The organism is Luteimonas viscosa (genome assembly GCF_008244685.1).
Lineage (GTDB): Bacteria > Pseudomonadota > Gammaproteobacteria > Xanthomonadales > Xanthomonadaceae > Luteimonas > Luteimonas viscosa.
Genome location: NZ_VTFT01000003.1, coordinates 104,786 through 119,544, shown reverse-complemented (window position 1 = coordinate 119,544; position 14,759 = coordinate 104,786). Strand labels below are relative to the sequence as shown.

The following is a 14,759-nucleotide window of genomic DNA, read 5'->3' as shown; positions in this document are numbered from 1 at the left end:
CGAATCACCAATCACGAATCACCAATCACTCAACTCGGCGTTCGAGTAGACGTTCTGCACGTCGTCGAGTTCCTCCAGCCAGCGCAGCAGCTTCACCACCTGCTGCGCGGCCTCGCCGTCGACCGCGACGTCGTTGTCGGCGCGCATCGTGATTTCGGCCAGGTCCGGCGCCAGCCCCGCGTCCGCCATCGCCTGCTTCACCGCCTCGAAGGCGTCGGGACTGGTGAGCACGTCGATGGCGCCGTCCTCGGGATAGACCGCGATGTCTTCGGCGCCGGCCTCGATCGCGGCATCGGTGATCTTCTCCTCGTCCGCGCCGGCGCCGTAGGACAGCACGCCCAGCTTGCGGAACATGAAGGCCACCGAGCCCTCGGTGCCCAGGTTGCCGCCGAACTTGCCGAAGGCATGGCGCACGTCGGCCACGGTGCGCACGCGGTTGTCGGTGAGGCAGTCGACGATCACCGCGACGCCGCCCGGCGCATAGCCCTCGTAGCGGATCTCCTCGTATTCGACGCCTTCCAGCTCGCCCGTCGCCTTCCTGATCGCCCGCTCGATCACGTCCTTGGACATGTTGACCGACAGGCCCTTGTCGATCGCCGCGCGCAGGCGCGGGTTGCCGCCGGGATCGCCGCCGCCGGCGCGGGCGGCGACGCCGATCTCGCGGATGATCTTGGTGAAGATCTTGCCGCGCTGCGCGTCGACGGCGTTCTTGCGTGCTTCGATGGAAGGACCGCGTCCCATGGCTGCAGCTGGTCTCGTGCGGAAACCGCGGATTATACGTTTTGCGGCCCGCCGGCATGCTCGAAGCGCCCGCTGCGCAGGAACGCCGCGGCCTGGCGAGCGGCATCCGCGGACAGCACCAGGCCGGTATGGCTGCAGTCGACCAGGCAGTGGTCGCACACGCCCGGCAGTTGCGTCTCGGCGATGCCGACGGTGCCGTCGGAGGCGCGATCCACCGCCGCCAGGAAGCGGCCCAACCCCCGCGGCACGCAGCCGGCGACCACGCCCACCTCGGCCGGCCCGTCCCAGTGTTCGAAACCGCGCAGCAGCAGGTCGGCGCTGCGGCCGAGGATCGGCGGACCCCAGCGTCGCGCCCCCAGTGCGCGCGCGGTGCCGCTGCCTCGCAGCGGCGAGCCGAGGCAGACCACCCGCCGTACCGGGAGTCCAGGATCGAGACGCAGGGCCTCCAGCGCCACCAGTCCACCGAGGCTGTGGCCCACGATGTCGGTTTCGGGCCCGTCGCGCAGCCGCTCCACCAGCGCCCGCGCGGCGGCAGCGCCGCCACCGCGCACGCTGTCGTAGGCCCAGATGCGCGGCGCGAACCCGGCCGCGCGCAGCTTCGCCGCCAGCGGGGAGAGCCAGAAGCCGGCGTTCCAGATGCCGTGGATCAGCAGCACCGGACGCGGCGATGACGCGGAGGCAGCCGGAGGGGCGGGGGCGGGGTCTCGACGCGATGCCATGCGCGGATTGGGCCGTGGCCGCGGGGATTGCGCAAGTCGGCACCCCGCGCGCCTGCGCGTGCTCCTGGCCGGGTCCCCGAGCCGGCCGCCTTCCGGCATCGGTGCGGGCGGCAATACCCGCGCTGCCAGCGCCCTACCCGGCCGGCCGACGCAGGATGAATTCCAGGTCCCGGGTCGCGCCGACCTGGAACAGGTATTCGCCGACCTTGTCGAAGCCGTAACGTGCGTAGAAGCGCTGCGCGCCGAGGTTGTCCGACCAGACCCCGACCCACAGCGTCCGCGGCCCCTCGCGCAGCAGCCAGTCCATCGCCGCATCCATCAGCCGGCGGCCGTACCCGCCGCCCTGGGTCCCGCGCACGAGGTAGAGACGCTTGATCTCGCCGTCCCCGGGCGCGACCTCCGGGTGCGGCAGGCCACAGGGGCCGGCGGCGACATGGCCGATCGCCTCGCCGTCGCGTTCCAGCAGCCACACCGCATAGTCCGGGTGCGAAAGGATGATGCGCTGCTTCTCCACCGCGTAGGCGTCGCCCAGGAAAGTGGCCAGATCCTCCGGCGGATACAGGTGGCCGAAGGTTTCGGTGAAGGTGCGCGCGGCGAGCGTCGAGAGGGTCGCGGCGTCTTCGACGGTGGCGCGGCGGATGGCGACGCTCATCCGGCCGCCACCACCCCGGCCCTCCCCCGCACGCGGAGGAGGGGGTACCGCTCGAGGCCCGACGCGCGCGCCGTCTGCCTCGCCCGGTGAAGCGCACACCGGGCGGTGCGCTGCGCTCCCTCCCCCGCCCGCGGAGGGGTCTGGGAGGAGTCGAGTCGGCGACGGCCAGCCATCGCCCGCTAGCCCTTCGGTCGGACCTGGATGTGCACTTCCGCCAGTTGCGCGTCCGGCACCGGCGACGGTGCACCGGTCATCAGGCATTGCGCGGAGGTGGTCTTGGGAAACGCGATCACATCGCGGATCGAGTCGGTGCCCGCCATCAGCGCGGCGATGCGGTCGATGCCGAAGGCGATGCCGCCGTGCGGCGGCGCGCCGTACCTGAGCGCATCGAGCAGGAAGCCGAACTTCAGTTCCGCTTCCTCCCTGCCGATGCCGAGCAGTTCGAACACCGCCGACTGCATCGAGGAGCGGTGGATGCGGATCGAACCGCCGCCGATCTCGTTGCCGTTGAGCACCATGTCGTAGCCGCGCGACACGGCGGTCGCCGCGTCCGCGCGCAACTGGGCCTCGTCGTCCACCGCCGGAGCGGTGAACGGATGGTGCAGGGCCACGTAGCGCTGCGCCTCCTCGTCCCATTCGAACATCGGGAAATCGGTGACCCACAGCGGCGCCCAGCCATCGTTGACCAGGCCGAAGTCCCTGCCGGCCTTGAGGCGCACCGCGCCCATGAAATCACTGACGGTCGAGTACTTTCCGGCGCCGAAGAACACGATGTCGCCGTTGCCGGCGCCCACGCGCGCCACCAGGGCTGCGAACGCGCCCTCGTCGAAGAACTTCTGGATCGGCGAGGACACCTCGCCGGTCTCTGCGATCTTGATGTAGGCCAGACCCTTCGCGCCGTACTTGCCGGCATGCGCGGCGTATTCGTCGATCTGCTTGCGCGAGAGCGAGGCGCCGCCCGGGATGCGCAGCGCCGCGACGCGCCCTGCGGCGTCGTTGGCCGGCCCCTTGAACACCGCGAAGTCGCTGTCCTTCACCAGCTCCGCCACGTCGACCAGTTCCAGCGCGATGCGCAGGTCCGGCTTGTCCGAGCCATAGCGCCGCATCGCCTCGGCGTAGCTCATGCGCGGGAATTCGGCCGCCAGTTCGACATCGGCCACCTCGCGGAACACGTCGCGGATCATCGCCTCGACCGTGTCCTGCACGTCGCGCTCGGACACCCAGGCGAACTCCATGTCGAGCTGTGTGAATTCCAGCTGGCGGTCGGCGCGCAGGGCTTCGTCGCGGAAGCAGCGCGCGATCTGGTAGTAGCGGTCGAAGCCGGCCATCATCAGGATCTGCTTGAACAGCTGCGGGCTTTGCGGCAGCGCGTAGAACTCGCCGGGATGCATGCGCGCCGGCACCAGGAAGTCGCGCGCGCCCTCGGGCGTGGCCTTGGTCAGGATCGGGGTCTCGATGTCCTGGAAGCCGCGCGCGTCGAGCCAGTGGCGCAGCGCGCTGACCAGCTTCGTGCGCGTGCGCATGCGGCGCTGCATCTCCGGATGGCGCAGGTCGAGGTAGCGGTAGGTGAGCCGCGTCTCCTCGCCGGGGTTCTCGTGGTGGTGGAACGGCAGCGGCTCGGCCTTGTTCAGCACCTCGATGCGCTCGGCCACCACTTCCACCTGGCCGGTGCGGATCTTCGCGTTCACCGACTGCCTGCGGCGCACGCTGCCGGTGATGCGCAGGCAGTCCTCGTAGCCCACCTTTTCGGCCGCGGCCACGACCGCGGCGTTGCCGTCGGCCTGGGAGGGCTCGGCGACCACCTGGACGATGCCCTCGTGGTCGCGCAGGTCGATGAAGCACACGCCGCCCAGGTTGCGGGCGACGTCCGCCCAGCCGCACAGGGTCACGGTCTGTCCGACCAGGGCCTCGTCGACCAGGCCGCAGAAATGGGTACGCATGGAACGCCAACTCCAGGAAAACGGGCCGGCCAGGCCGGCAAACCGGCAAGTTTAGACGGTTTGGCAGGCGCAGGCCCGGCCAGCCGCCCGCCGCGGATTCCGACCTGCATGGCCCCGTCGACGCCCGGTTCAGCAATATGACAGCAACGTGTCAATACGGTCGCTGCATGGGCGACAGCGTTACCGGGCCCTTCCTCCGCCAAGCACGAGACCCGCGCCGCATGTCGACGATCCTGCTGCTGTCGCTGATGCTGCTGGCCTACCTGCTGGTGGCCGCGGATCGGCTGGCCTGGGCCAAGGCCGCGCTGCTTTCGCTGCTGCTGTTCGCGCTGAGCGGCTGGTGGCTGGTCGACCGGCTCAGCGGCAACGGCATCGACGCGGCGACCCTGTACCACCTCCAGGCCGGGATCGAGGGTGCGGGCGTGGCGGATTTCAGCGGTGACCTGCTGCGCTTCGCCGGCCTGGTGCTGCTGTCGCTTTTGCCGCTGGTCCTGGTCGGCGCGCTGCGCGGACGCCTGGCGGGCTTTCGTCGCCGGCATCCGGGACCGGCGGTCACCGCCACCTTCGCCGCCCTCTTCGTGACCGCGATCCTCGCCAGCCCGCTGTATGCGGACACCAAGCGCCTGCAGCGCCAGCTGGCGCCGGTGGATGCCGAACGCGTCGCCGCCGAGTACCGGGTGCCGGTCGGCGCGCTGGCGCAGCGCAGGAACATCGTCCTGATCTACGTCGAGAGCCTGGAACGCACCTATCTCGACCAGTCCGTCTTTCCCGGCCTGATGCCCAACCTATCCCGGCTCGCGGGCCAGGGCCTGGACTTCCGCGACATCGCCTCGCCGGAAGGTTCCGGCTGGACGATCGCCGGCATCGTCGCCTCGATGTGCGGGGTGCCGCTCACCACCGCCCGCGGCGACGAGAACAGCCTCGGCAGGATGCGCGAATTCCTGCCCAGCGCGCATTGCCTGGGCGATTACCTCAGGACCCAGGGCTACCGCAACGTGTTCCTCGGCGGCGCCGATGCCGGCTTCGCCGCCAAGGGCAACTTCCTCGAGCGCCACGGCTTCGACGAGGTCCGGGACCTCGACCACTACCGCACCCTGGATATCGCGCCGGAGCATTTCTCCAACTGGGGCCTGCACGACGACGTGCTGCTCGAGGACGCGTTCGACACCTTCATGGCGCTCTCGGCCAGCGGCACGCCGTTCCTGCTCAGCACGCTGACGATGGACACCCACCACCCTGCCGGGCACCTGCCCGCGGCCTGCCGCGACGAGCGCTACGAGAGCCCGCTGGGCGAGATCGGCCTGCTGCACGCGATCAAGTGCAGCGACCGGCTGGTCTCGCGGCTGGTCGAGCGCATCCGCGCCAGTCCACACGGCGACGACACCGTGATCGTGATCGCCTCCGACCACCTGGCGATGCCCAACGACCTGAGCCACGTGCTCGAGGACATGCGCCGCGAGAACCTGCTGCTGTTCCTCGCCCCCGGCCTGGAGCCGCGACAGCTGACGGTCGCGGGGTCGGTGCTCGACACGGGCGCGACCCTGCTCTCGCTGCTCGACCCCGGCCAGGATGCGCTCGGCTTCGGCCGCTCGCTGCTGGCACCCGCCGCGTCGGCGGGCGCGAGCGCTGCGGCGCTGGCGGGGGACGGCTCGGGCTTCGCACCCTACCTGGCGTACGCGCGCGAACTGTGGACCGGCGGCGACGTGCGCACCCTGCGCGTCGACGGCAACCAGGTGCGGATCGGGCTGCAGCACGTGAAGCCGCCGGTGATGATCGAGTACGACCCCGACTGGAGCCTGGGGTCGATCACGATGGAAGACGCCCCGCGCCAGTTCGGCATCGACGATCCGGCCAACGTGCGCGCCTACGTCGACCGCTGCACCGCGTTCGACGACAGCACGCTGCGCGGCGAGTGGTGCGCGCTGCTGGTCGATGCCCACGACAATCGCAAGCTGTTCGCCGGTGCGGACCTGCAACGCGGGGTGCGCGTCGACACGAAGCTCGAGGCCGCGGCTGGCCCGCGCCCACGCCCGCGCCGCGCGGTCTGGCTCGGCGCCGAGTCGGCCGTGGTCTCGGGCGAGTACCAGTTGCGGCTGCGCCCGCGCGAGTGGCCGAGCCATGCGTTCTGGCTGGAGGCGATCGCCTCGGACGGCCGCGTGGTCGCGCGCGAATGGATCCGCCCCGACGAGCGCGACCTGTCGCAGCCGATCCGGCTGCGGATCGGCGTCGACCAGGGCATCGACGACCTCGAGTTCCGCGCCTGGCTGGACTGGGCCGAGTTCATGGAACTCGACAGCCTGGCGATGGTGCGGACGGGCGCCCGCTCGCGCTCCTGACGCGCCGCCCCGGAGGCGTTCGGGCAAGTCGCGCAGGCTGCGCCTTGCCGACGGCTCGTGGTCGTTCTGCCGGGTCGGCGCGCAAGGCCCGGGCAGCACAGCGCCTCGTGCGCCGGCATCGACGGGTTCGGCCACGCCTGCGCCCGGGACCTGCTAGGAGCGCCCGGTCCCGCAGCAACAGGTCTCGCGCGAGCCCCGCATCGGGGCCGCGCCTGCCGACATCGCGAGAACGCGACCCGGCTCGGCGGCGGCGGCCACCGCCAGCCGGTACCGCCCTCAGGCGTCCGCGGCCTTCGCCGCGGGTGCTTCAGCCGGTTTGGCCGCGGGCTTGTCGACCGGCTTGCCGGCGCCGGCGGGTTTGGCGGGATCGGCAGCCGCACCGCCCTCCGGTTTCGACGCACCCTCGCCGCCCTCGGCCAGGTTGCGCTTGCGGTCGCCGTCCTTCTTGAAGTCGGTCTCGTACCAGCCGCCACCGGCCAGGCGGAACGCCGGCGCGGTGAGCGCGCGCCTGATCGCCGCCGCGCCGCAGGCGGGGCATGCCTCGGGATCCGGGTCGGACATCTTCTGCAGGCGGTCGAAGGCGTGGCCGCACTGCTCGCAGCGGTAGGCGTAGATGGGCATGGGATGCGACGGAAGTCTGTTGCGAGCGCGCAGTCTGGGGCCGGCGCGCGCGAAATCAAGTCCCGTGGCGACGCCGGGTTCCGTCCGCCCACTGCACGGCGTGGCGAATGCGCGTGGCGCCGTACCACGGGCCGCACCCGCATCGCGCGCACCGCGATGGCATGCGCGCCGGATCGATCCGGGCGATTGTGCGCGGGTCCGGTTCGAGGCCATGCCCGGCCTGCGGCCGGCATCGGTGGCGCTGTGGATGCGACCGCGGGTCGCGCTCGTGAACCTGGGCGCGACGCAGTCGCGCGAGCGGCTCAGTCGCCGGGCGAAGAGGCCACCGGATCCCCGCTGCCCCACGGTGGCGGCGGCAGGTCCACCGGCGTGGCGAGGTCGAACTCGACCTTGAACTCTCGACCACCGGGGCGCGTGAGCTCGTACGCGAAACGCTCGCCCGGCTCGATCTCCATCGCCCAGGTGTTGGTGACCGAGGCCTCGAGACCCTCCCGCTCGAACATCGCGACCGATTCGGCATCGACCGGGAATTCCTGGCGTACGGCGGTGCCGGCGCTGGCGGTGTCGCCGCCGTACATCGTCACCGCGTCGTCGCTGCCGTCCTGGTGGCGGTGGTCGTGCTTCAGGCGCAGACCCGAACCGGTACGGGTGAGAACCCAGGTGCGCGAATGGTCGTCGCCGACGTGGAACGGCACGCGCAGTTCCCTGGCAGGCTCGTCGCAGCCGCGCACGTGCATCACCAGCCGCTGGCCTTCGAAGGCGTCGGGTTCCGGCGGCTCCGGCGCGTTGGCGACGATACGACCCGCGAACGCCTGTCCGCAGTGCGTCGCGAGCGCGGCGAGGAAGGCGTCGGCCGGCTCCGAGGCAGACCCGGCGTCGGCGGCGGCCGCCTGCGGCGCGGGCTCGAAGCCTTCCGCCGCGGCATCGGCCTGCGCGGCGGCATTGCCGTCACCGTCGGAATCGCCGACATAGACGCATGCGGACAAGGCCAGCGCGAGCGGGACGAGCGACAGGTTGCGCAGTGTCTTTTTCATGGAGATCACCGTAACCGTGCCATCGACGGCCCGCAAGCCGGACGTGACCCGGCCGGCGCGAGACGCGTGTCGATGTCGCAGCGACCGTCCTGCCGGCGCGCAGGCTCAGCCGTACAGGGCGAGCAGTTCCGCTTCCGCGTCTTCCAGTTGCGCGCGCAGCCGTGCCTGGCGCTGCCCGAGCTCGACGAGCCTGCCTGCTTCGGCATAGCTGCCCGGGTCGGCCAGCGCCGACTCGGTCTCGGCCAGCGCGCGCTCCAGGTCGGCCACGCGCGCCTCGGCCTTGCCGAGCTTGTGCGGGTTGACCCGGGGCTGGGGTTTCGCCGGCGGCGGCTCCGGAACCGGAGGGGCCTTCGCCTGCGCACGCGCCTGGTCGCCTGCCGGGCGCGAACGCAGCCACGCGGCGTACTCGTCGAGGTCGCCGTCGAACGGCTTGACCACGCCGTCGGACACGCGCCAGAAGGTGTCGCTCACCAGGCCGATCAGGTGGCGGTCGTGCGAGACCAGCACGATCGCGCCGTCGAAATCGCTCAGCGCCTCGGCCAGCGCCTCGCGCATGTCGAGGTCGAGGTGGTTGGTGGGCTCGTCGAGCAGCAGCACGTTGGGCTGCTTCCACGCGATCAGCGCCAGCGCCAGGCGCGCGCGTTCGCCGCCGGAGAAGCCGTCGATGCTCTCGAACGCGCGCTCGCCGGGGAAGTACCACTTGCCGAGGAAATCGCGGAAGGCCTGGGTCGGGCTGTCAGGCGACAGTTCGCGCAGGTGGTCGATCGGCGAGGTGCCGGCAACCAGCGATTCCACGGTGTGCTGCGCGAAGTAGCCGATGCGCAGGTCGGGATGCGCGTAACGCTCGCCGCCGAGCAGCGGCAGTTCGCCGACCAGCGACTTGACCAGGGTCGACTTGCCCGCGCCGTTCGGGCCGAGCAGGCCGATGCGGTCGCCCGCCTCGAGGCCGAAGCCGACGCCGTCCAGGACCGCGTGAGGCGGGCGACGGGATTGGGGATTGGGGATTGGGGATTGGGCAGAGCGCGATCCCGCCACTTCCGAATCCCGAATCCCCAATCCCGAATCCCGGGTCGTTGCGGCATAGCCGCAACGACCATGATTGATCCGCAGCAACGCATGCGGCAGCTTCAGCGGCTGCGGGAATTCGATCCGGAACTCGCGCTCGGCACGCACCGCTTCGGTGCCGGCCAGCTTCGCCAGGCGCTTCATCCTGCTCTGCGCCTGCCGCGCCTTGCTGGCCTTGGCCTTGAAGCGGTCGATGAACTTCTGCAGATGGGCGCGCTCGGCCTGTTCCTTCTCGTGTGCGATCTGCTGCTGGCGCAGGTGTTCGGCGCGCTGGCGTTCGAACGCGGTGTAGTCGCCGACGTACAGCTTCGCCTTGCCGTCGTTGAGGTGCAAGGTATGCGTCGACACGCCGTCGAGGAACTCGCGGTCGTGGCTGATCAGCAGCAGGGTGCCTGGATACTTCAGCAGCCACTGCTCCAGCCACAGCACCGCGTCGAGGTCGAGGTGGTTGGTGGGCTCGTCGAGCAGCAGCAGGTCGCTGGGCATCATCAGCGCGCGCGCCAGGTTCAGGCGCACGCGCCAGCCGCCGGAGAACTCGCCCACGGCGCGGCGATGCGTCTCCGCCGGGAACCCCAGGCCGTGCAGCAGCCTGCCCGCGCGCGCCTCGGCATCGTAGCCGCCCAGTTCGGCCAGCTTCTGGTGCGCGTCCGCGACCGCTTCCCAGTCCTCGCGCGCGTTCGCCTCGGCCTCGGCGCGGATCACCGCCGCGATCGCGACGTCGCCGCCGAGCACGAAGTCGATCGCCGGATCGGGCAGCGACGGGGTTTCCTGCGCCACGCTGGCGATGCGCACCCGGTTCGGCACGTCGATGTCGCCCCTGTCGGCTTCGACCTCGCCGCGGATCGCGGCGAACAGGCTGGATTTGCCCGTGCCGTTGCGCCCGACCACGCCCACGCGCCAGCCCGCGTGCAGGGCCAGGTCGACGTTGGACAACAACAGGCGCTCGCCGCGCCGGAGGGCGAAGTTGCGGAAGGCAATCATGGGGCGCGGATTCTACCGGAGCGGGCCGGGAGCCACGCCAGACGGCCACTCATGCGGCAACCGCATCGCCATATGCACTTCCGGCCTTTGACCGCATTGTTACGGATATGTTAAACCGGACCGCGACCCATCCCTTTCCCCCGAAGGAGCGCGTCAATGCCCCGCACCCCCCTGTTCCTGGCGCTGCTGGCCGCCACCGGCGCCGCAACACCCGCCCTTGCCCAGCAGGCGCCGGAAGAAAGCGCCCGCACCCTCGATACCCTGATCGTCACCGGCACCCGCACCGCCGACCGCACGGTCGCCGAATCGCAGTCGCCGATCGACATCATCACGCCCGAAGCGCTGCAGGCCACCGGCACCACCGAGCTGGCCACGGCGCTCTCGCGCACGGTGCCCTCGCTGAATTTCCCGCGTCCGGCGATCACCGACGGCACCGACGCGGTGCGCCCGGCGCAGCTGCGCGGCCTCGCGCCGGACCAGGTGCTGGTGCTGGTCAACGGCAAGCGCCGCCACACCACCGCACTGATCAACCTCAACGGCAGCCAGGGCCGCGGTTCCTCGCCGGTCGACCTGAACGCGATCCCGGTCTCGGCGATCGAGCGGGTCGAGGTGCTGCGCGACGGCGCCGCCGCGCAATACGGCTCCGACGCGATCGCCGGCGTCATCAACGTGGTGCTCAAGGGCAGCCGCGAAGGCGGCAGCGTGCTGGGTCGCTACGGCCGGATGAGCGCCGGCGACGGCGCACAGTGGAACCTCGGTGCCGACACCGGCATCGCCCTGGGCGAAGGCGGCTTCCTGCACCTGGCCGCGCAGGGCGGCGACCAGGACAATACCAACCGCGCCAAGCCCTACAACGGCGTGGTCGAGCAGCGCTACGGCGATCCCGAAGTCGAATCCGGCGCGTTCTCCTACAACGCCGAGTACAGTCCGGCCGAAGGCATCACGTTCTATTCGTTCGGCAGCTACAGCGAGCGCGACGTGCTCTCCAACGGCTATTTCCGCTGGCGCGGAGACAACCGCAACAACGTCGCGATCTACCCGGACGGCTTCCTGCCGCAGATCCACAACGTCAGCGAGGACCGGGCCTTCGTCGCCGGCATGCGCGGATTCACCGCCAACGACTGGAACATCGACCTGAGCTACAACCACGGCCTGAACCACCTCACCTTCGATATCGAGAACACCCACAACCGCAGCCTCGGCGACGCATCGCCCACGCAGTTCCACGCCGGCGCGCTCGAGACCACGCAGAACGTGCTCAACCTCGACATCAACAAGGCCTTCGACGTGGGCTGGCTGGCCTACCCGCTCAACGTCGCCTTCGGCGCGGAGTGGCGGGGCGAGAAGTTCAACCTCTCGCCCGGCGAGCCCGGTTCGTACGCCGACACCGGGCTGATGATCCCCGAGCGCGACGCCAACGGCGAATTCACCGGTGACATGATCCGCGCCCCCGGCGGTTCGCAGGTGTTCGCCGGCTTCAAACCGCAGGATGCCGGTTATTTCAACCGCGAAAGCTACTCGGTCTACCTCGGCCTTGAGGCGGATGTCACCGACAGGCTTTCGCTCGGCCTGGCCGCGCGCGGCGAGGACTACAGCGACTTCGGCAGCACCTCGACCGGCAAGCTGTCGGCACGCTACGCATTCACCGACGCGATCGCCCTGCGCGCCACCGCCTCGACCGGCTTCCGCGCGCCGTCGCTGCAGCAGCAGTATTTCCAGTCGACGGCGACCAACTTCATCGATGGCGTGCCGTTCGACATCGTCACCTTCCGGGTGACCAACCCGGCGGCGATCGCGCTCGGGGCCGAGCCGCTTCGGCCCGAGGAGTCGACCAACTTCGGTCTTGGCCTGGTTCTGCAGCCTGTCGACAACCTTTACGTCACCGTCGACGCCTACCACATCGACATCGACGACCGGGTCTACCTGTCGGAGAACCTGACCGGTCCGGTCGGCGACTACCTCGCGGCCGAGCACGGCATCTTCGGCGTGCAGGGCGGCCGCTACTTCACCAATGCTCTGGACACCCGCACCCGCGGCATCGACATCGTCGGCAGCTACCGCTGGGCGTTCGACGCCAGCAACCTGTCCGCCACCGCCGGCTACAACCGCAACAAGACCACGATCACGCGGATCGCGCCCAACCCGGCGGCGCTGGAGGAAGTCGCCGACGAGTACGGCGTGGTCCTCAACCGCATCGGCCGGGTGGAACAGGGACGCATCACCGAAGGCACGCCGCGCGACCGGTTCTTCCTCAACGGCATCTGGACGCTCGGCGATTTCTCGATCGACGCCACCACCACGCGCTGGGGCGAGTTCACCAACTTCGGCACCGCCGCGGACGGCAGCGGCGACCAGACCTATGGCGCGGAATGGACGCTCGACCTCGCCTTCAACTACCGGCTCGACGCCTGGACCTTCACCGTCGGTGGCGACAACGTGCTCGACGCCTATCCCGACCAGAGCCTGGCCGGCCTCGGCGGCCGCGCTTACCTGCCCTACAGCACGCAGTCGCCGTTCGGATTCAACGGCGCGTTCGTGTACGGCAAGATCGGGTACAGGTGGTAGAGGCCGGCTGCGAGCGCATGCCCCGGGGCGCCGGTCCAGCGTCCGGCGTCGTGCTCGCGGCCCCTGTTTCCTGTCCTACAGTTTTGCGGCTGCCTCGGCGCTCCTCGATGCCGATGACGTAGCGTGAGTCGAGCAGCGCAGTCGGGCGAGGTCGATGGGACGCCTGTGCCTGAACTACGAGGCTCGGGGCGCTTCACGGCTCGAGATCGAGTGCAGCGGCAACGGCTGCGACAACAGCGACACCGAACCCGACCATAGGGGCAACGATGCGAAACCTGGACCCTTCCGGCTCCCGAAAAGCACATTTGCCCGTCGCGCAGGCATCCGCCACACTGCATTCCCATCGCGTACCCCCGCCGCGGCCTCGATGCACCATGACACCGACCTGATCAACATCGTCGCAGTCGGCCTCGCCGTTGCCTTCGTGCTCGGCGCGCTGGCCAACCGGCTGCGCATGTCTCCGCTGGTCGGCTATCTGATTGCGGGCATCGTCGTCGGCCCGTTCACGCCCGGCTTCGTCGCCGACCAGGACCTGGCAAACCAGCTGGCCGAAATCGGCGTGATGCTGCTGATGTTCGGCGTCGGCCTGCACTTCTCGCTCAAGGACCTGCTCGAGGTCAAGGCGATCGCGATCCCGGGCGCGATCGCGCAGATCGCCGTGGCCACCCTGCTCGGCTGGCTGTTGGCCTGGGGCATGGGCTGGTCGCCGATCAACGGCTTCGTGTTCGGACTGGCGCTGTCGGTGGCCAGCACCGTGGTGCTGCTGCGGGCGATGGAGGAACGGCGCCTGCTCGACACCCGCCGCGGCCGGATCGCCGTGGGCTGGCTGATCGTCGAGGACCTGGCGATGGTGCTGGCGCTGGTGCTGCTGCCGGCGCTGGCCGAAGTGATCGCGGAAAGCGAGACGCTCGCCGACGGCGGCACCCTGCGCAGCATGGCCGGCACGATCGCCTTCGCGCTGGCCAAGACGCTGGTGCAGGTGGCGCTGTTCGTGGCGGTGATGCTGGTGGTCGGGCGCCGGGTGATCCCGTGGACGCTGGAGAAGATCGCGGGCACCGGCTCGCGCGAACTGTTCACGCTGTCGGTACTGGCGATCGCGCTGGGCGTGGCGTTCGGCTCGGCGGTGCTGTTCGGGGTGTCGTTCGCGCTGGGCGCATTCTTCGCCGGGATGCTGCTCAACGAGTCCGAGCTCAGCCAGAAGGCGGCCAACGACTCGCTGCCGCTGCGCGATGCGTTCGCGGTGCTGTTCTTCGTCTCGGTGGGCATGCTGTTCGACCCGATGATCCTGGTCGAGCATCCCTGGCAGGTGCTGGCGACGTTCCTGATCGTCGTGGTCGGCAAGTCGCTCGCGGCCTACTGGATCGTGCGCCTGTTCCGGCACCCGCAAGGAACGGCGCTGACGATCTCGGTGAGCCTGGCCCAGATCGGCGAGTTCTCCTTCATCCTCGCCAGCCTCGGCGTGGCGCTGAACCTGCTGCCTTCGACGGGACGCGACCTGATCCTCGCCGGCGCGCTGCTGTCGATCGTGGTCAACCCGCTGCTGTTCGCCTGGCTGTCGCGTCGCGAGGCGCGACTCGCCGCAGTCGATGCGGCGCTGCAGGCCACGCAAATCCACGAGCCGGAAGAACCGGCCGTGCCCGCCGACTTGACCGGCCACGCGATCCTCGTCGGCTACGGTCGCGTGGGCAGCCAACTGGCGGAACTGCTGCACCAGCGCGGCGTGCCGCTGGTGGTGATCGAGGACGACGCCGACCTGGTCGCGCGGGCGCGCGCGTTCGGGCTGTACGCGGTCCGCGGCAATGCCGCCTCCGAGGCGGTGATGCTGGAGGCGGCACCGGAGCGGGCGAAGATGGCGATCTTCGCCATCCCCCAGGCGCTGGAGGCGGGCGAGACGATCGAGCGCATGAAGACGCTCAATCCGACGATCACGGTGCTGGCGCGTGCCCACAGCGACGCCGAGGTGCGCCACCTGCTCGAGCACGGCGCGGACGGCGCGGTGCTCGCCGAGCGCGAACTCGCGTTCTCGCTTGCCGAGATGGTGATGTCCACGCCGCCCTACCGGCCGGCGCGCACGCCGCCCGCCGCAGCCTGACCGCAGCGGCGGC

10 protein-coding genes are annotated in these 14,759 nt (G+C 70.3%); 3 read left to right on the top strand and 7 right to left on the bottom strand.

What is annotated here, in order from left to right; all coding sequences use genetic code 11:
* Positions 1-18 precede the first annotated feature (18 nt).
* The 4 genes from FZO89_RS17585 to aspS all read right to left on the bottom strand — a co-directional run bounded on the left by FZO89_RS17585 (position 19) and on the right by aspS (position 4,052).
* Positions 19-741 (bottom strand): YebC/PmpR family DNA-binding transcriptional regulator, encoded by a 723-nt coding sequence (locus FZO89_RS17585; RefSeq protein ID WP_149104764.1) that lies wholly within the window; start codon positions 739-741, stop codon positions 19-21.
* Positions 742-773: 32 nt separating this feature from the next.
* Positions 774-1,460, bottom strand: coding sequence for an esterase/lipase family protein (locus FZO89_RS17580; protein ID WP_149104763.1), 687 nt, complete (start codon positions 1,458-1,460; stop codon positions 774-776).
* Positions 1,461-1,593: 133 nt separating this feature from the next.
* Positions 1,594-2,112 (bottom strand): GNAT family N-acetyltransferase, encoded by a 519-nt coding sequence (locus FZO89_RS17575; protein WP_149104762.1) that lies wholly within the window; start codon positions 2,110-2,112, stop codon positions 1,594-1,596.
* Between the two features lie 179 nt (positions 2,113-2,291).
* On the bottom strand, positions 2,292-4,052 hold the full coding sequence (gene aspS / locus FZO89_RS17570; RefSeq protein WP_149104761.1) for an aspartate--tRNA ligase: 1,761 nt from the start codon (positions 4,050-4,052) through the stop codon (positions 2,292-2,294).
* Positions 4,053-4,273: 221 nt separating this feature from the next.
* On the opposite strand from aspS, the gene FZO89_RS17565 reads away from it, so the two are divergent.
* A complete protein-coding gene (locus tag FZO89_RS17565; RefSeq protein ID WP_149104760.1) occupies positions 4,274-6,388 on the top strand; it encodes a phosphoglycerol transferase I in 2,115 nt (704 codons plus the stop codon).
* A gap of 276 nt (positions 6,389-6,664) precedes the next feature.
* On the opposite strand, the gene FZO89_RS17560 is transcribed toward FZO89_RS17565, so the two are convergent.
* The 3 genes from FZO89_RS17560 to FZO89_RS17550 form a co-directional block, all read right to left on the bottom strand.
* Positions 6,665-7,009, bottom strand: coding sequence for an FmdB family zinc ribbon protein (locus FZO89_RS17560; RefSeq protein WP_149104759.1), 345 nt, complete (start codon positions 7,007-7,009; stop codon positions 6,665-6,667).
* A gap of 302 nt (positions 7,010-7,311) precedes the next feature.
* Entirely contained in the window at positions 7,312-8,043 is a 732-nt protein-coding gene (locus tag FZO89_RS17555; RefSeq protein WP_262378779.1) for a hypothetical protein, read from the bottom strand.
* A 105-nt stretch (positions 8,044-8,148) separates the two neighbouring features.
* Positions 8,149-10,089 (bottom strand): ABC-F family ATP-binding cassette domain-containing protein, encoded by a 1,941-nt coding sequence (locus tag FZO89_RS17550; protein WP_149104758.1) that lies wholly within the window; start codon positions 10,087-10,089, stop codon positions 8,149-8,151.
* Between the two features lie 156 nt (positions 10,090-10,245).
* On the opposite strand from FZO89_RS17550, the gene FZO89_RS17545 reads away from it, so the two are divergent.
* Both FZO89_RS17545 and ybaL read left to right on the top strand, forming a co-directional pair.
* Positions 10,246-12,654 carry a TonB-dependent receptor plug domain-containing protein gene (locus FZO89_RS17545; protein ID WP_149104757.1) on the top strand — a complete coding sequence of 803 codons (2,409 nt, stop codon included), beginning with the start codon at positions 10,246-10,248 and terminating at the stop codon, positions 12,652-12,654.
* Between the two features lie 367 nt (positions 12,655-13,021).
* The gene (ybaL, locus tag FZO89_RS17540; RefSeq protein ID WP_149104756.1) at positions 13,022-14,746 is read left to right on the top strand and encodes a YbaL family putative K(+) efflux transporter; all 1,725 of its coding nucleotides are present in this window, start codon (positions 13,022-13,024) and stop codon (positions 14,744-14,746) included.
* Positions 14,747-14,759: the final 13 nt, after the last annotated feature.